General features: G+C 64.0%; 15 protein-coding genes. 4 read left to right on the top strand and 11 right to left on the bottom strand.

Annotation, left to right across the window (positions count from 1 at the left end; all coding sequences use genetic code 11):
• Positions 1–58 precede the first annotated feature (58 nt).
• Both P3R38_RS13095 and P3R38_RS13090 read left to right on the top strand, forming a co-directional pair.
• Positions 59–607 (top strand): sigma-70 family RNA polymerase sigma factor, encoded by a 549-nt coding sequence (locus tag P3R38_RS13095; protein ID WP_027907362.1) that lies wholly within the window; start codon positions 59–61, stop codon positions 605–607.
• Positions 604–1,311, top strand: a complete 708-nt coding sequence (locus tag P3R38_RS13090; protein WP_023380718.1) for an anti-sigma factor — start codon at positions 604–606, stop codon at positions 1,309–1,311. The genes P3R38_RS13095 and P3R38_RS13090 overlap by 4 nt, the downstream gene beginning before the upstream one ends.
• 102 nt (positions 1,312–1,413) lie before the next feature.
• On the opposite strand, the gene P3R38_RS13085 is transcribed toward P3R38_RS13090, so the two are convergent.
• From P3R38_RS13085 to P3R38_RS13070, 4 genes are all read right to left on the bottom strand, one after another.
• Entirely contained in the window at positions 1,414–2,019 is a 606-nt protein-coding gene (locus tag P3R38_RS13085) for an START domain-containing protein (protein WP_104881720.1), read from the bottom strand.
• 168 nt (positions 2,020–2,187) lie between these two features.
• The gene (locus P3R38_RS13080) at positions 2,188–3,024 is read right to left on the bottom strand and encodes a bifunctional allantoicase/(S)-ureidoglycine aminohydrolase (RefSeq protein WP_023380716.1); all 837 of its coding nucleotides are present in this window, start codon (positions 3,022–3,024) and stop codon (positions 2,188–2,190) included.
• Between the two features lie 106 nt (positions 3,025–3,130).
• The gene (locus tag P3R38_RS13075) at positions 3,131–4,522 is read right to left on the bottom strand and encodes an LLM class flavin-dependent oxidoreductase (RefSeq protein ID WP_023380715.1); all 1,392 of its coding nucleotides are present in this window, start codon (positions 4,520–4,522) and stop codon (positions 3,131–3,133) included.
• A gap of 16 nt (positions 4,523–4,538) precedes the next feature.
• Positions 4,539–5,519, bottom strand: coding sequence for an aliphatic sulfonate ABC transporter substrate-binding protein (locus tag P3R38_RS13070; RefSeq protein ID WP_104883859.1), 981 nt, complete (start codon positions 5,517–5,519; stop codon positions 4,539–4,541).
• A 205-nt stretch (positions 5,520–5,724) separates the two neighbouring features.
• On the opposite strand from P3R38_RS13070, the gene P3R38_RS13065 reads away from it, so the two are divergent.
• The gene (locus P3R38_RS13065; RefSeq protein ID WP_104883860.1) at positions 5,725–6,606 is read left to right on the top strand and encodes a hypothetical protein; all 882 of its coding nucleotides are present in this window, start codon (positions 5,725–5,727) and stop codon (positions 6,604–6,606) included.
• Positions 6,607–6,672: 66 nt separating this feature from the next.
• Here P3R38_RS13065 and P3R38_RS13060 read toward each other — a convergent pair whose 3' ends face one another.
• Entirely contained in the window at positions 6,673–7,341 is a 669-nt protein-coding gene (locus P3R38_RS13060) for a class I SAM-dependent methyltransferase (protein ID WP_023380712.1), read from the bottom strand.
• A 93-nt stretch (positions 7,342–7,434) separates the two neighbouring features.
• Between P3R38_RS13060 and P3R38_RS13055 the strand changes: the two genes are divergently transcribed.
• The gene (locus tag P3R38_RS13055; protein WP_023380711.1) at positions 7,435–7,926 is read left to right on the top strand and encodes a GNAT family N-acetyltransferase; all 492 of its coding nucleotides are present in this window, start codon (positions 7,435–7,437) and stop codon (positions 7,924–7,926) included.
• A gap of 50 nt (positions 7,927–7,976) precedes the next feature.
• Here the strand turns inward: P3R38_RS13055 and P3R38_RS13050 are convergent, their stop codons facing one another.
• The 6 genes from P3R38_RS13050 to P3R38_RS13025 form a co-directional block, all read right to left on the bottom strand.
• Entirely contained in the window at positions 7,977–12,659 is a 4,683-nt protein-coding gene (locus P3R38_RS13050) for a putative Ig domain-containing protein (RefSeq protein ID WP_277686213.1), read from the bottom strand.
• A gap of 149 nt (positions 12,660–12,808) precedes the next feature.
• Complete coding sequence (locus tag P3R38_RS13045) at positions 12,809–13,348, bottom strand: GNAT family N-acetyltransferase (protein ID WP_023380709.1); 540 nt, start codon at positions 13,346–13,348, stop codon at positions 12,809–12,811.
• Positions 13,315–13,854, bottom strand: a complete 540-nt coding sequence (locus P3R38_RS13040; RefSeq protein ID WP_023380708.1) for a tail fiber protein — start codon at positions 13,852–13,854, stop codon at positions 13,315–13,317. The genes P3R38_RS13045 and P3R38_RS13040 overlap by 34 nt, the downstream gene beginning before the upstream one ends.
• Positions 13,855–13,892: 38 nt before the next feature.
• A complete protein-coding gene (locus P3R38_RS13035; RefSeq protein ID WP_023380707.1) occupies positions 13,893–14,450 on the bottom strand; it encodes a tail fiber protein in 558 nt (185 codons plus the stop codon).
• Positions 14,451–14,484: 34 nt separating this feature from the next.
• Positions 14,485–15,033, bottom strand: coding sequence for a tail fiber protein (locus P3R38_RS13030; protein WP_027907366.1), 549 nt, complete (start codon positions 15,031–15,033; stop codon positions 14,485–14,487).
• 302 nt (positions 15,034–15,335) lie between these two features.
• On the bottom strand, positions 15,336–15,767 hold the full coding sequence (locus tag P3R38_RS13025) for an anti-virulence regulator CigR family protein (RefSeq protein WP_027907367.1): 432 nt from the start codon (positions 15,765–15,767) through the stop codon (positions 15,336–15,338).
• Between the last annotated feature and the right edge of the window lie 151 nt (positions 15,768–15,918).

Genomic DNA, 15,918 nt, shown 5'->3' with positions numbered 1-15,918 from the left:
GCCCCTGGCCGGTTGCCAGGGGCATCGTCGTGAGCATGATGAAAGGAGCGTCCCACCTTTGAACGCGCCCGCTGTTGCTTTTGACTACGAGGGCTGCCTCGCTGCCTGCGCCCAGGGAGACCGCCGCGCCTTACAGGCGCTGTACGAGCATGAGGGGGCCCGCTTGCTCGGGGTCGTTCAACGCATCGCGCGGGACCCGGCGGCAGCGCAAGACATCGTTCACGATGCCTTCTTGCGCATCTGGACGCGCGCCGCCAGTTACGATTCGACGCGAGGTTCAGCGCGCGGCTGGGTTTACAGCGTCACGCGTCACCTGGCCTTGAACTACGTGCGCGACAGTCGTTGCCAAACCGACCTGGACGAAACCTCCATGGTGGCCGCGCTGACGCTGCCGGCCGACGGTGGCGACATGCAGTTATGGTCAGGGTCGACGAAGATCTACCGCTGCCTTGAGCGACTGCAGCCCGCCGCGCAGCGCTGCATCTTGCACGCTTATGTCGATGGCTGTAGCAACGCTGAAATCGCGATTCTGCTCGGCGCCCCCTTGGGCACTGTGAAGGCATGGATCAAGCGCAGCCTGAAGGCCTTGCGGGAGTGCATGACATGAAAGGTACCCCAGTGGATGCAGGTGATCAGGAGCTGGACGATCTGGCGGCCGAGTACGTCCTGGGAACCCTGGATGCAGAGCAGCGTGCCGCCTTGCACGCGCGGCTTTCAGCAGAGCCCGCCGCACGCGCTGCGGTCGAGTCTTGGGAGGCCCGACTGCTCGCATTGACCCAGCTGGCCGAGCCCCTCGAGCCCCCGCGTCGCCTATGGTGGCGGATTGAGCGCAGCCTTGACGAGTCCCAATCTCCAGGTCCGCGCTCTGCCAGTCGGTGGCGCCGCGTCGGCCTGTGGCAAGGCTTGAGTGCTGCCGGGCTGGCTGCAAGCTTGCTTCTGGCCCTGGCGCTGTGGACTCGCACACCACCGGAGACCACCTATGTAGTCGTGCTCGTGGCGCCGTCGGGCCAAGCCCCTGGCTGGGTAGTGCACGCCAATGATGCGCGGATGATCGAACTGATACCCCTTGGCCGCGATACTGTGCCCGATGGCATGACCTTGCAGTTCTGGACCAAAGGTGAACAGTGGCGCGCACCTGTTTCGCTGGGGTTGGTCAAGCCGGGCGAGCCCTACCGTGTGCCTGTGAAGCGCCTGCCGGCGCTCGAGCCGAACCAGTTGTTCGAGTTGACGCTTGAAAAAGCGGGAGGGTCTCCTACCGGTGCCCCCACGGGCCCGGTAAAGTTCATCGGCCGTGCAGTCAAGGTGATCTGATCCGGGCGGGCCGGGCGTGGGCTTGCCCGCGAAACCCAGATGCAGGCCCTCGCTGGCGGCGCTTGCTGGCACCGCGTAGCAACCACATGCGCGGGCCTGGCCTCAACGCTGGCGCTCAGCCACGGCGCGTAACGTGCGCAGGGTGACCACTGGCGCATCCACCACGAAACGGTTGGCCAGCCAACCGGGTACATCCCCGGCGGGATCTGCCTGTAGGGCATAGGTCACTTCGGTATCGCGCTCACCCAACGGCTTCATGATCCATTGTCCACTGAGCCGTCGTACGCGAATGAGTCCCGGCACCTCGGGCAGCTTGTCCGGGTCGGCGCTCAGATGACGGAACAGGGTGCCGTCTTCCAGGCGCTCGGTAGTCACCTTCACCACGATGTCACGCGGCATGGTGGGCCAGGGCAGGTTGGTAGTGAGGTAGACCCAGGTGCTGTCGCCTGCTACCTCCAGCAGACGCATTTGGGCGCAGGCGTAGAGCCATTTGCAGGCGACACGCAGGTTTTCCTGCAGGTCGGTGAGGGTGCGCACGCTGGCTTTCATCCGGCTGACGCCGCGAAACTGCTGGTAGGGTGAGTCGGTGACAGCGCTCAGGTACACCTTGATGCCTTCGCGGTCATAGGCCAGGTTCCAGTCTTCAGCGGCCAGCGGGCCGATGGGCGAGAGAGAAAGCAGGGCAGCGAACAGGCGGTAGCGGAGCATGATGGACACCGCGCAAGGGGGGAGTAGCAGTATGCGCGGCAAAGAAAAAGCGCGCCACAAGCGCCAGTGGCATGGGGCTGCGAGGTAGCGCTGCGCCGGCGAACCGACTGCTACAGGACCTGCTCGTTCCTGTGGCAGTCGGCGTGATCGATGGCCGTCAGCCTGGGCTCAACGCTGTGGGTTGAGGGTCAGGTGCACGTGGCGGTTGACGTCCTTGTACAGCAGGTAGCTGAACTTGCCTGGGCCACCGGCATAGCAGGCTTGCGGGCAGAAGGCGCGCAGCCACATGAAGTCGCCGGCTTCCACTTCGACCCAATCCTGGTTCAAGCGGTACACCGCCTTGCCTTCCAGCACGTACAGGCCATGCTCCATGACGTGGGTTTCAGCGAACGGGATCACGCCGCCCGGTTGGAAGGTCACGATGTTGACGTGCATGTCATGGCGCATGTCGGCCATGTCGACGAAGCGGGTGGTAACCCAACGGCCTTCGGTGCCCGGCATTTCAATGACGGTGGCGTTGTCGCGGTGGGTCACGAAGGATTCCGGCACGTCCAGGCCTTCGACTTTCTGGTAGTGCTTGCGCAGCCAGTGGAAGGTGCAGTTGGCCTTGCTGTTGTTGCGCAGGCTCCACTCGGCGCCAGGGGCGAGGAAGGCATAGCCACCTTGGCCCAGGGTGTGGTGCTTGCCCTCGACGGTGATGTCGATTTCGCCTTCGACGACGAATACCACGGCTTCGGCGTTAGGGTCCAGTTCCGGGCGCTCGCTGCCGCCTTCCGGGGCCACTTCCACGATGTACTGCGAGAAGGTCTCGGCAAAGCCAGTCAGCGGGCGGGCGATGACCCACATGCGCATCTTGTCCCAGAACGGCAGGTGGCTGGTGACGATGTCACGCATCACGCCTTTAGGGATGACGGCATAGGCTTCGGTGAACATGGCACGGTCAGTCAACAGCTCGGTCTGAGCCGGGTGCCCACCGTGGGGGGCGAAGTACGAATGATTCGACATGGACAATCTCGACTTGTTGTTCTCTCCCCGTGCCGTGAACCGCACCGGCCGGTGCGGCGCAGGGGATGCACGGACAGCATAGGGGCGAGCCTGTATCATCCACAAATTAAATGTTGGAATACCCGGTATTTGCCGGCTGAATGCGGACCTGACGCCCAGCGTGCGCCCCGGGCAGGTGCGCGCCTTGACCGAACAATTTGTGCCGCAAGGTGCCCTCCGTATAGGCCGTGGGGTAGCGGCCACGGTGTTGGAGCTCCGGCACCAGCAGCTCCACCACGTTGGTCAGGTCGTCCGGTTGCACCGCGTAGGTCAGGTTGAATCCGTCGATACCGGTTTGGTCGAGCCAGGTTTCCAGTTGGTCGGCAACTTCGCCGGGCGAGCCGATCAGCACCGGACCACGCCCGCCCAAGCCGATGAACTCGGCGGCTTCGCGTACGGTCCAGCGGCGGTTCGGGTCGGCGGCGGTGAACGCGGCCAGCGCGGCGCGGCCGGCGTCGTTCTCGACGTACTCGATGGGCGCGTCCGGGTCCAGGCCTGCGAAGTCGATACCGGTCCAGCCCGATAGCAGGGCCAGGGCGGCATCCAGGTCGACATAGCGTCTGTATTGGGCAAAACGTGCCTCGGCCTCCTGCCGCGTTGGCGCCACGATCAACAGTGCCTGGGCGTAGATCAACACCTCATCACGCCCGCGACCCTGTGCGTCACTGGCCTGACGGATGCCATCGGCATAGCGGCGCAACACCGTGGGCGTCGGCCCACTGATGAACACACATTCGGCGTGGCGCGCGGCGAACTGCTGGCCGCGCGCCGAGGCGCCAGCCTGGAACAGTACCGGGGTGCGCTGCGGCGACGGTTGGCTCAGGTGCATGCCTGGGACCTGGAAGTGCTCGCCCAGATGGCCGATGGCGTGCACTTTGGACGGCTCGACGTAGCGGCCCGTCTCGCGCTCCAGCACCACGGCGTCCTCGTCCCAGCTTTTTTCCCAGAGCTTGTACAACACCTCCAGGTACTCCTCGGCCAGGTCGTAGCGCTGGTCATGACCCAATTGCCGGGCAAGGCCCAGGTTGCGCGCGGCACTGTCCAGATACCCGGTGACGATGTTCCAGCCCACCCGGCCGTTGCTCAGGTGGTCGAGCGTCGACATGCGCCGGGCGAACGGGTAGGGGTGCTCGTACGTCAGCGAGAAAGTCACGCCAAAACCCAGGTGCTCGGTCACCCCGGCCATGGCCGGCACCAGCAGCAACGGGTCGTTGACCGGCACCTGTACACCACCGCGCAGGGCTGCCTGTGGCCCGCCCTGGTACACGTCGTAGATCCCCAGTACATCGGCGATGAACAAGGCGTCGAACAGTCCGCGCTCCAGCAGGCGGGCCAGGTCGGTCCAGTAGTCGAGGCGATTGAACGCCACGCTGGTGTTGCGCGGGTGTCGCCACAGGCCGGGGGACTGATGGCTGGCAGCGTTCATGCTGAAGGCGTTGAAGCGGATCGGGCGTGGCATGGTAGGCAAGCTCCGCTCAGGGCAGCACGGAGGCTGGGTAGACCGCGTCGGCCACGTGCAGCTTGTGCGGAATCAGGCCCAGGCCCTGGAAGGTGTCGGCCAGTTTCTGCTGCTCGGCGACGATCTGCGCAGTGATGGCCACGGCGTTGTAGTTGCGCCGCTCGCTGGCCACTTCCAGCACCTTGGCGTCGATACCCAATTGCGGTGCCAGCAAGGCTGCAACTTCCCCCGGTTTGGCGTTGGCCCACTGGCTGACTTTGCCCAACTCGGAGAAGAAGGTCTTGAGCAGGTCGCGGTGCTGGTCGGCGAATGTTGCGGTGGACAGGTAGAACGTGCGGTTGTTGGAGAGGCCGCTGCCATCGCGCAGGTTCTTGAGGCCGGGCCGGCTTTCGGCTGCAGCGAGGAACGGGTCCCAAAGGGTGACGGCCTGGACGCTGCCCGACTGCAGGGCTGCCACCGCATCGGCGGCATTGTTGACATAGGCCGGGGTGATGTCCCTGTAACTCAGGCCAGCCTGCTCCAGGGCCACCGCCAGCAGGTACTGGGCGTTCCAGCCACGGCCAGTGGCCACGCGCTTGCCCTTGAGGTCTTGTACCGAGCCGAGGTTGTCCTGCTCGCGCACCACCACACCGATGCCCCGTGGGTAGGGTTGCTCAGCGGCCAGGTACACCACAGGCTTGCCAGCGGCCTGGGCGAACACCGACGGGGCATCGGCGGCGTGGCCGAGGTCGATGGCGCCGGTACTCAGGGCTTCGAGCAATTGCGGGCCAGCCGCGAACTCATGCCAGCTGACGTTCACCCCCTGTGGCGCGAGGGCTTTTTCCAGTGCGCCGCTGCCTTTGAGAATGTTGATGCTGTTGAATTTCTGATAACCGATGCGCAGTGTCCTGGCCTCTTCGGCCAGGGCGTTGGACCACGGCAGCAGGGCACTGGCGACACCGGCCAGCAGGCCTCCGAGCAGCAGGCGGCGCAGAGGGGAAAAAGTTCGTTTGGACATGGCTGACGCTCCTTCAGTTCTTATAGGGCAAACCGTGAACCCAGCCTAAGGAGGAGGCCTGTTGCTTTCAATTCCTTTATTCTCCTTAGTTAGATTGTTTTCTTATTTTTATATCCTTTTTGTTGATTACCTTCAGCGGTGTCAACGACATTTTTTTCACATTGCCTTGCTAGCATCGACGGGCCATTTCAAGGAGCCTGTGTCCATGCCCACCCTGCGCCAGCGCAGCACGCGTATTGCCCTGACCGCCACCGCCAGCCTGCTGGCTGCCACCTTGGGTTTCTTCGCCTGGCAGAGCTTCTATCCAGTGCAGGCTGCCAAGGGTTGGGACGTCGAAGTGTTGCATCGCCAGGTAGACAAAGCCGCTTCCTTGCTGCCCCAGGCCGACGGCAGCCTGCTGGTCAGCCGCGAACTGGACGATGGCAAAGGCAGCATCCTAAAGATCACTGCCCAAGGCGACCGGGTGGTGCTGGTCGATCATCTGTCCAAGCCAGATGGCATGGTGGCCGCCCAAGGGGGATGGGTGTTCAGCCAGGAAGGTGGCCGAGCGCCCGTAAGCCTTGCCCGTGATGGTCAGGTCACTGCGCTGTTCGAGGGCGACAGTGTGCAGGGCCTGTGGAACGACGGCGACACGCTCTACGCCATCGAAGACCGCAAAGGTAATGGCCGCTTGCTGCGTTACGACTGGCACAGTGGCCAGCTCGATGTCTTGCGCTCGGGCCTGACTGAAACTGAAGGCCTGACCCGCTGCAGCGACGGGCGCTTGCTGTATACCGAGAAAGCCACTGGCAAAGTGCGTGCGGTGTCCGACGATGGTCAGGACCCGGTGGTGGTCGAAGGCCTGCGCAACCCGACCTTCCTCTTCTGCGACCAGCGCGGCCTGTGGATCAGCGAAGACAACACCCATCGTGCACGGTTGCTGCGTATCGATGCCCAGGGCGACCAGCACACCGTGCTGTCCTTCCTCAAAGCGCCCCAGGCGATCGTGCCGGACGGCAAGGGCGGATACTTGCTGGCTGAAGGTGGGCGAGACCGCGTGTTGCACCTGCGTCCGCCTGTGGCGCCCGTCACCGCGACACTGCAGTGAATGACCCACGGCCTCCTTAGGAGTGACACAGCAGGCACCGGCTTGCAGGCGATAGGACCGATGACGTCAACGGCGCTGCGCAATCATCAACAACGACTGGGGCACACTGCTTTGCGGGTGCTGGGGCTCTTGTAGGCAGACCAACTGCAACCCAGCCATCTCCAGCGCATTCAGCCAACTGGACAAGGTCCTGAAGTACCAGGGCATCGGCTGCCACTGCCCGGCCATTCCGGCGAATGATTCCTCTCGCCAGCCATCCTGATAGTCTCCGGCAGCCACGCTCCAGGGGTGCAGCGTCTGGACCACCAGCGCACCGCCTGGGGTGAGCAATGCGTTCATGGCCGCCAGCAGCGGGATGATGTTCTGATGCAGCAGCGCGAAGTTGGCACAGATCAGGTCATAACCTGAACCCACGTCTATTTCGGCATCGACCAACTGCCCATAATTGGCCTGGTAGACCTGTGTCGACCCAGCCGATCGCGCTGCTTGCACCAATCCGTCGTCTCCATCGACCCCCACGGCCTCGATGCCGCGTTCTGCCAGTGCCCTCAGCAACCAGCCCTCGCCACAGCCCAGGTCCAGCACCCGTTTGGGTTGACGACCGAGAATGGCCAATAAGATCGCCTGGTCCGTCACCTGCCGCCTGCTGTCTATGGCACCGCTGCGCACGGCGTCGATCCAGGATTGGGCGTTGCGCTGCCAGCTCGCTTGCAGATCGCTCTCGGGTGATGACATGGCAAGGTCCAATGAGGGGGAGGCGGTTCAAGCATAGGCAATAAAAAGCGGTAAGCTATCGCTTTTTGCCGCCTGCTATTTGCGAGGAACCCGATGAGCGCTGCAACCTTCCGAACTGCCGTACCCACCGACGCCGAGCGTTGTTTCCAGATCGAGTCGACGGCCTACGAAGGCGACGAGGCAGCGACCCTGGAAAAGATCCGCAAGCGGATCGACCAGTACCCTGAAGGGTTTTTGATTCTCGAGGACGCTGGTGAGGTGATCGGCTTCATCAACAGTGGCTGTGCCTGGGAAGTGGTGATGTCGGACGAAGCGTTCAAATCGCTGGTAGGCCATGACGCCGCTGCGCCGAACGTGGTGATCATGTCGGTAGTGGTCGATCCGGCCCACCAGGGCAAAGGCCATGCGGGTCGTTTGATGAGCGAATTCGTCAAACGCATGCGGGATATGGGCAAGCGCCGCATTCACTTGATGTGCAAGGACAGGCACGTGGCGCTGTACGAGAAGATGGGATACCGCTACGTGCAGCCCTCGGCATCCGACCATGGTGGCATGGCCTGGCACGAGATGGAAATGACGCTGTGAGCGATGCCGCTTCACAGGCTGATGGGGCAGCCCCTGAAGCGGCGCGCGGGTCAGAAGCGTCCGTCCAGCCCGATTCGGAACATCTCGTTGCGCTCGTCGCTACCTAGGGCCGTCTTGTAGGACAGGCCCAGACGCCAACTGCGCCCAAGGCTCAACTCAAGCCCAGTGTCCAGGTCGATGAAGTTGCTGTCCATCGGGTCGGGTGACAGCCGATACAGCACACCGTCGTCGCCCTGGTCGGTGTAGCGCATGCGGTAGTCGTCGCTATGGCTGAAGTTGTGGCCCCAGGCCAGCCCCACTCGCGGCGTGAGCACGCCAGCGCGGGTCTGGATGTCGTAGGCACCGCGTAGGCCGAGGAACGAGGTGAAGGTGCGTTGATGCTGCTCGTCGTAGCTCAGGCCATAGATGCCACCGCCACGCTCGCGGTAGTCGTCCAGCGTGGTGACGCTGCCGTTGACCCGTGCATACGGGGCCAGTGAAAGCGCGCCGGCACGGTACTCGTAGCTCGCGGTCAGCGACGCGTACCACTGGTCGGCATCCCGCGAGCCGTGGGCGTAGCCGTTCGACGGGTCGGACGTGACGTAGCGGCGCGAGTCGAAGCGGATGCGGTTGTAGCCAAGCAGCGCGTCCACATACACCTCCGACAGCGGATGGGTGCTCAGGTAGGCCGCCAGGCCCAGCGCATCACCTTCACTGTGGGTGTCATGGTCGCCGACATCGGTGCGGTCGGTGCCGTAACCGACCCCCATGCCCACCACGGTCCGTGGCGAAAGGCGATAGTCCACGCCGGCGCTCAAGCCATAGGTGGTGTAGCTATTGTCTTTGGCGCCACGGGCGCGATTGGAGCCGGTGTTGATGAATCCATCGGTCCAGAAGGCCAGCGGCGCCTCACGGCATTCACCATCGATTGTCCGCGCGCTGTCCCGTTCCTTGCGTCGTTGCTCATCCGACTCCGCGTCGTTGCCTTGCAGTTCATCGCGCAGCGCCTTGCCCAGATCGCCAAGGCGCACATCTTCGCGCCCATGCTTGACGCTGGCGTTAAACGCGTTGCGGTCACAGGTTGGCCGGTGCAGTTGTTCCAGGCGGCGGTTGAAGTTGTCCATCTGGGTGCTGGCGAAACGTTCAGCGGCGCGTGATTGGGCGTTGAGCACGCCGATCACTTCGGCATCCTGGCCGGGGTCTGGGCGGGCCTGCACGGTGAAGGTCACGGTGCCGGTTGCACTGCCGCCGTTGCCATTTTCCAGGCTGAAGGTGGCTACGGCAGTGCCGGCAAACACCGTGGTCGGTGCGAAGCGCAGGGTGAACGGGCCGCTCAGGCTTGCGCTACCGGCTGATGCCGGACTGAGCGATAACAGCCGCGCGCGCAGGAACGGGCCACCGGTGGCACCCTGGGTCAGGTCGACGCTCGCCACCTGGCCAGGTACCAGGGCTTCGTTGGACGACACCACGGTGACCGTCTGGGCCGCGATGCTCAGGGCGAAGCTGAAGGTACCGACCGCGCCGTTGACGTCGGTGACAGTCACCTCAAGGGTGTGGGTGCCTGTGCTCTGGGGCGTGCCGCTGATCACCCCACTGCCGCTGTCCAGGACCAAGCCTGTCGGCAGGCTGCCCGCACTCAGGGTGAAGCGGTACGGCGCCATGCCACCGAGCGCGCGCAAGCTCATGCGATAGGCACTGCCCAAGGTGCCGCCTTCGACACTGCCAGCGCTGGGCTCGACATCCAGGGTCGGTGCGCTGACGGACACTGTCACCGTCGCCGGTGCCGAAGTACCGCCAGGGCCGTTGGCCGTATAGGCAAAGCTGTCGCTGCCGGAGTACCCGGCGCTGGGGGTGTAGCGAATACCCAGGCCACTGGCGATGGCGCTGCCATGTGCGGGAGCGCTGGTCACGGTCACGCTGGTCGCGGCGCCGCCGCTGAGGGCGAGGCTGATGGCGTTGGCTGAACTGTTGGCAGCAACCGTGGCGCTGCTGTTGCCAGCTATGGGGGCGCGGTCGGCGATCACCAGCGTATGAGCCTGGCTACCGACCGCGCCATAGGCGTCGCTTACTGTGAAGGTGAGGGCGAAGCTGCCATTGCTGGTCGGCGTGCCGCTGAGCACGCCGGCCGGTGACAGGCTCAGACCGGCTGGCAGGCTGCCTGTGCTGATCGCATAGGTGTAAGGCGCGGTGCCCCCTGAAGCACCCAGGCTGGCGCTGTACGCAGTGCCCAGGGTGCCATCGACCAGGTTGGCGAGATTCAGCGCCAGGGTCGGTGCGGTCACGCTCAGGCTGACCGTGGCGGGCGCCGAAGTGCCGCCGGGGCCGGTGGCGGTATAGGCAAAGCTGTCGCTGCCTGAGAAACCTGCCGTGGGGGTATAGCTGATCGCCGTGCCGCTGACCACTGCGGTGCCGTGGCTGGGGGCGGTGCTGATCGCCACGCTGCTGACCGGACCGCCGCTCAAAGCGAGGGGGATGGCATGGGTCGAACTGTTGGCAGCGACCGTAGTGCTGACAGCACCGGCCACCGGCGCCTGGTCAGCGATTACCAAGGTGTACGCCTGGCTGCCGGCGGCACCGTAGGCGTCGGTGGCGGTGATGGTCAGGTTGAAGCTGCCGCTGTTGGTCGGTGTGCCGCCGAGTACGCCGGCCGGGGACAGGACGAGGCCGGTGGGCAGGCTGCCGGCAGTGACGCTGTAACTGTAGGGTGCGGTGCCGCCCACGCTGCTGAGTGGGGTGCTGTACGCCGAGCCGACGATGCCACCGCCGAAGGTACCAGGGGTGATGACCAGGGTTGGGGCGCCCACGCTGATATTGACGGAGCCCGGTGCCGAGGTACCGCCCGGGCCGGTGGCGGTGTAGGTGAAGCTGTCGGCCCCGGAGTAACCGGCATTCGGGGTGTAGGTGATGCTGGTGCCGCTGGCGGTTGCCGTGCCATGGCTGGCCGCGCTGACCACGGCAACACTGCTGACAGGGCCCCCACCGAGGTTGAGTGTGACCGCGTTGGTGGTGCTATTGGCCGCCACCGACAGGTTGACGGTGCCCGCCACGGGGGGCTGCTGGACAATGGTCAGGCTGTAGGCCCGCGAACCAGTGAAGTTATTGCCGTCGGTTGCGGTGACGGTGAAATTGAAGGTGCCATCGGCGGTAGGCGTACCGCTCAGGGTGTCGCCACTGAGGGTCATGCCACTTGGCAGAGCACCCGCCGTCACGGCAAAGGTGTAGGGCGCAGTCCCGCCGCTGGCACCGAGGGTAGCGCTGTAGGCCGCGCCAGCGATGCCACCGCTCAGGGAGACCGGTGAGACGGTGATGGTCGGTGACGCCACGGTCAAGGTGTAGCTGCGCGAGGTGGTGAAGCTGTTGGCGTCGGTTGCCGTGACGGTGAAGGTGAAGGTGCCGCTGACGGTGGCCGTACCGCTCAGCGCATTCCCGATCAGGGCCAATCCAGCCGGAAGGCTGCCCGCGATGATGGCATAACTGTAGGGTGCCGTACCGCCCGTGGTGTTGAAGGTGCTGGTGTAAGGAACTCCTGCGCTGGCATCGCTCAGGGAGGTCGGCGTGAGGCTGAGCGTCGGCGCTGCGATGGACAGGGCGTAAGGTTGCGACCCTGTGGCACCGAAACTGTCGGTTGCGGTGACGGTGAAGTTGAAGGTACCGCTGGCGGACGGCGTTCCACCCAGCGTGTTGCCGCTGAGGTTCAGTCCGGGGGGAAGCGCGCCGCTGGTAAGGCTGAAGCTATAAGGCGCCGAGCCGTTGCTGGCGCTCAACGTGCTGCTATAGGCGGTGCCAGCGGTTCCACTGGGCAAGGTCGCAGGGCTTAGTGCCAAGGTGGGCGGCGAAACCGTGAAACTGATGGTTGCCGGTGCGGAGGTGCCAATGGCGTTGCTAGCGGTATAGGTGATGCTGTCTGGGCCTGAGTAGCCTGCTGTGGGCGTATAGGTGATGCTGGTACCGCTGGCGGTCGCCGTACCATGGCTGGCCTGACTGGCCACCGCCACGCTGGTGGCCGCGCCGCCGCTAAGGTTCAGGGGGATGGGGTTGCTACTGCTGTTGGCTGCCACAGTTGCGCTCACCGCACCGGCAATGGGCGGTGCGACGTAGGTGTACTGGCTATTGCCATTGATCACGGAGGAGCCCGCTGCCGTGGTGACCACCACCGGCACGGTACCCGCTGACCCACTGGGGGTGGTCGCGGTGATCGAGGTGTCGCTGTTGACCGAGAATGTCGCTGCGTTGCCGCCAAATGCCACCCCTGTGGCGCCGGTGAAACCAGTGCCGCTGATGGTCACGCTGGTGCCCCCGCTGGTGCTGCCCGAGGTGGGGCTCAAGCTGGTCACCGTGGGGCCGCCGGTGATGGTGATCGAGTAGTTCACGGTCGCGGGAGTGAAGCTGTCGAACACCGTCAGGGTGAAGCTGTAAACGCCGGGCGCGACGTTTGGGGTGCCATTGATGGTAGTCGACTCACTGTTCGTGGACTCGGCGATGGTCAGGCCTGTTGGCAAGCACTTCAATGAGGGGTCGTAGGTCACGCTGACATCGCACTCGTACCAGCCGGTCATCGGCAGGACGCCGCCTGAGACGCTCAGCGGGATACTCAGGCTCTGACCTGCGGGGAAACTGCCCAGGTTGCTGCCTGGGGCAGGGCTGAACGTCATCGCCATGGCCTGGGCTGGCATCATCAGGGCGAGCGCCGACAGCCACAGCAGAAGGAACGACCTGGTCAGCCAGGCACGGTGGTACGCGAGTGAGTGCATCATGGGGCTTCCTGCCATGTTTCCGATCAGTGATCGCCTACGGACTCAGAGTGGGGGAGAACTGGGGCTGAGCGATGGGCCGGCCCTCTTCATGACTTCAGGCAAAATGGCTAACTGTCCATGTGCGCATTCCATTGCGTTGGGTGTTCGTGTCAGGCCGTTACAGGGAAACGGTGCATAGGCAGGTAAAGGCCATCGCCGGGCTGTACCTCGAAGCCCAGGCGCCGGTAAAGCGCCTGGGCCGGGTTGCAGGCGTCGACGCTGAGCGCACAAGCCTTGCCGTGCAGGTCCGCCACCGCCAGTACCGCCCGCAGCAGTGCGGTGCCGATGCCTTGGCGCTGCCAGGCCGGCATAAGGGCGATGTCCACCACCCGCAGCTCGGCCTGTTTCTCGTCTACGCACAAGCGACCGATGGCCTGTCCGGCCCGTTCGACGACCAGGAATGCGGCCTGTGGATAGTGCTCGGCATAGTGACGTGACTGCAGGTCGGCCTGGCCGTCGAGAAACGCCAGACGCTGTGCATCGCTCAAGGGCAAGCCCTCGAACTCGATGCCTCGTCGGGCCACGAACAGCGCCCGCAGCAGACTGACATCACCTTCGCCCTGCCGCCGAAGACCAAACCCGATGCCTACTGGCAGCGCCAGCGCAAGACGCTCGCTCAGGGGCGCGCAGGGAAGTTGCCGTCGTAGCATATGCAGTAGGCCAGGGTCAGATAAGGTTGCTGGGCGTTGCGGGTCGTCCTGTTGAACGGGGTACCCGCCTTGCTCACGGTGACAGGGGCCAAGGTGTAGTCGGTGTTGCCGGCTACACCGTTGTACAGGCGCAGGTTGCGCGGCTGGCTGAGAAAACTTTGGCTGGTGGGCGTATCGACGGCCGCCGCGAAATTCGTCCCAGGTTGGGCCCGGAGCGCATGGGTATGAGGCGCGAAGTTGGCTGGTGTCAGCGTGGCCTCATCCGCTCCGGCGCTGGCATCGAGCGCACGCGCGGTCAATCCGGGGCCGGCCCCCACGCCCATGGCGACCTGACCGTTGAGATTGGGCAGGTTGAATTGGTTGGTGTTACCGCCAAACCCGTACCCCAAAACGGCAAAGAGGCTCTGGAACTGCTGGATCGGCCTTGCCGAACCGTCGCAGAGCAGCCAACCATCGGGAATGTAGGTATACGGAAACAGTCGAATTTCTCCAGTGAAAGCGTCCATGAGTCATATCCCTGAAAAGTGAAGAGCAGGCCTGGGTCTCAGAATTGGCTCGGGTAGATGCCGGTCAGGGCGATGATGTAGTTGATGGCGCGCGACCCCATCATGTTGTCGTGTGGTGAACCGATGCCGCCCGAGCGCACCAAGGCGCCGTTGTTCAGCGTGACGGCGGTATCCGTGTTTGCCGTGCTGTACAGCCCCTTGACCGGACCGGCTGGGGTGAAGGCGGCGAAGGTGCAGGTGTTGTGGGCGGAAGGGCCTGCCGGCTCCGCCGTGGTGGCGGGGGCGTTGGTGACACTGAAACCATGGCTGTGGGCCGGGGTATTGGCAGCCGTCATCGCCACTTGTTCGGTGCCGACGATCTGCCCCAGGGTACGGGGTGTCAGGTTGTTGCCTGCGCCGGTGCCAACAGCCACCCGGCCGCGCAGGTCGGGCAGGGCGAAGGTGGTTATGCCATCGCCACCGTAGGTGGTGCCGATCAGCGAGAACAGCGCTTCGTTCTGGCTGATCGGTAGCACGGATGCGTCGCAAAAAGCCCAGCCAACGGGTGCGTATGAACCTGCGAACAGCCGAATTTCCCCGAGGTAGTTATCTGACATGACTTGCCCCTTGAGATGATAGGTGTGGTAGCCGTTACTGGCGTGGCGGGAAGACGCCCTGGGTGGCGATGCAGTAGCTCAGGCAGATTGAGGGCTGCATGTTGGGTATCGGCGTCTGCCCGGTGGCTGCGATGGTGTCAGCGTGGAGGGTCACCAGCTTGTTCGTGTCGGCGGTGATGTAGGTCGGCTGCGCGGCAACACCGTTGGCATTGGCGCTGGTCGCGGGGTAGTTGCCGGCCGGGCCGCCATTGCCGAGAGTGGCGTTGCTGACTTGTACGCTGTGGGTGTGTTCGGGCAGTGCGCTGAGCGGCAGCATCACAGACTCGACGCCACCCGCTTGTCCGGTGCTGTGAGAGGCGAATGCCGGGTTCACGGGTGGCCAGTCGTTGCGCCCCATCGCCACCCGACCACGCAGGTCGGGCAGTGCGAAGGTGGCCTTGCCGTCTCCTCCGAACTGCACACCCAGCAATGCGAAAAGTGCCTGGTTCTGAACGATCGGCAGCAGCCGGCCGTCGCAGGGCAACCAGCCTTTTGGTATCACCGGCCAGCTGAACAGGCGGATTTCACCTAGAAAATTGTCCATGCTTCAACGTCTCCATTACCCAAACTGCATGCACTGTAAATGCCCATCTCCGCAGGGAGCTGAGCGCCGCGTACGACGAAACAGGTGATAGACAGAACCGCTTTGGCCGGGGGCCGACTACTACTTCCGTGCTAGTAGCTTGGGCATGATCCTTTCCTTGGGGCCCGAACAGAGGAGGCTGGATGCCTCGGAGATAGCTGGAGTCTAGTTAGCTGATGGGTAAATGCCATCATTTTTGCAGGGATATTTGAAGATTATTTGCAACGATCAGATGCGGCTGTCGAAGGCCGCGCGTAAGTGCATCAGTCCAGCACGTCGTGCAGCACTTCGTAGATCAAGCCTGAAGCGAGGGCCACTAATATGAGGTCGGTACCAGCCTGCCGCCATTCATAGCCGTCGTAGTGCGGCAGGCGCCCCAGCAGGCGGCCATCGAGCTTCTTGGCTATGCCGGGTGGCAAGGGCTTGCCGCGTGCCAGGTTTTTCTGGATGCCGGGTGGCAGCGCAGTGCCGGCGTTCCAATAGTCCCGGTTATCGTTGAGAATGATCCGCACGCCGCCCACATCGATCGATGGGCCACCATGCCAGTCGTTGCCGTTTCCCTGATGCCCCGAATTTCCGTGTTGCCCGCCCTTGTCGTGGCCTTTGCCCTTGCCTGGGTCGGCGAGCAGGCCAGGGCTTGTACCCATCAGCAGCAGGCTGAGGGCGGTCGACAGCAGCGTCTTGAGCTTGAGCATGTGGGCTGTTCCTTGAGCACATGAAGGTCAACTACAGCTTAGCCAAGCCGGCAGCGTGTGTTGAAAGCCCGTGTGGCTGTGTGTAGCGCACTGCATTTCGTCGCCTGGTACAAAACTTAAAGGCGGTTCACCGGTCTTACGGCGATCCCAC

This window comes from Pseudomonas sp. NyZ480 (assembly GCF_029537255.1).
GTDB lineage: Bacteria > Pseudomonadota > Gammaproteobacteria > Pseudomonadales > Pseudomonadaceae > Aquipseudomonas > Aquipseudomonas taiwanensis.
This window is presented reverse-complemented; position numbering and strand designations above follow the sequence as displayed.

Bases quoted from the DNA above. Each gene is read 5' to 3' on its own strand.
- P3R38_RS13090 (WP_023380718.1), top strand. From the start codon at position 604: ATGAAAGGTACCCCAGTGGATGCAGGTGATCAGGAGCTGGACGATCTG.
- P3R38_RS13085 (WP_104881720.1), bottom strand. From the start codon at position 2,019: ATGCTCCGCTACCGCCTGTTCGCTGCCCTGCTTTCTCTCTCGCCCATC.
- P3R38_RS13080 (WP_023380716.1), bottom strand. From the start codon at position 3,024: ATGTCGAATCATTCGTACTTCGCCCCCCACGGTGGGCACCCGGCTCAG.
- P3R38_RS13075 (WP_023380715.1), bottom strand. From the start codon at position 4,522: ATGCCACGCCCGATCCGCTTCAACGCCTTCAGCATGAACGCTGCCAGC.
- P3R38_RS13070 (WP_104883859.1), bottom strand. From the start codon at position 5,519: ATGTCCAAACGAACTTTTTCCCCTCTGCGCCGCCTGCTGCTCGGAGGC.
- P3R38_RS13065 (WP_104883860.1), top strand. From the start codon at position 5,725: ATGCCCACCCTGCGCCAGCGCAGCACGCGTATTGCCCTGACCGCCACC.
- P3R38_RS13060 (WP_023380712.1), bottom strand. From the start codon at position 7,341: ATGTCATCACCCGAGAGCGATCTGCAAGCGAGCTGGCAGCGCAACGCC.
- P3R38_RS13055 (WP_023380711.1), top strand. From the start codon at position 7,435: ATGAGCGCTGCAACCTTCCGAACTGCCGTACCCACCGACGCCGAGCGT.
- P3R38_RS13050 (WP_277686213.1), bottom strand. From the start codon at position 12,659: ATGATGCACTCACTCGCGTACCACCGTGCCTGGCTGACCAGGTCGTTC.
- P3R38_RS13045 (WP_023380709.1), bottom strand. From the start codon at position 13,348: ATGCTACGACGGCAACTTCCCTGCGCGCCCCTGAGCGAGCGTCTTGCG.
- P3R38_RS13040 (WP_023380708.1), bottom strand. From the start codon at position 13,854: ATGGACGCTTTCACTGGAGAAATTCGACTGTTTCCGTATACCTACATT.
- P3R38_RS13035 (WP_023380707.1), bottom strand. From the start codon at position 14,450: ATGTCAGATAACTACCTCGGGGAAATTCGGCTGTTCGCAGGTTCATAC.
- P3R38_RS13030 (WP_027907366.1), bottom strand. From the start codon at position 15,033: ATGGACAATTTTCTAGGTGAAATCCGCCTGTTCAGCTGGCCGGTGATA.
- P3R38_RS13025 (WP_027907367.1), bottom strand. From the start codon at position 15,767: ATGCTCAAGCTCAAGACGCTGCTGTCGACCGCCCTCAGCCTGCTGCTG.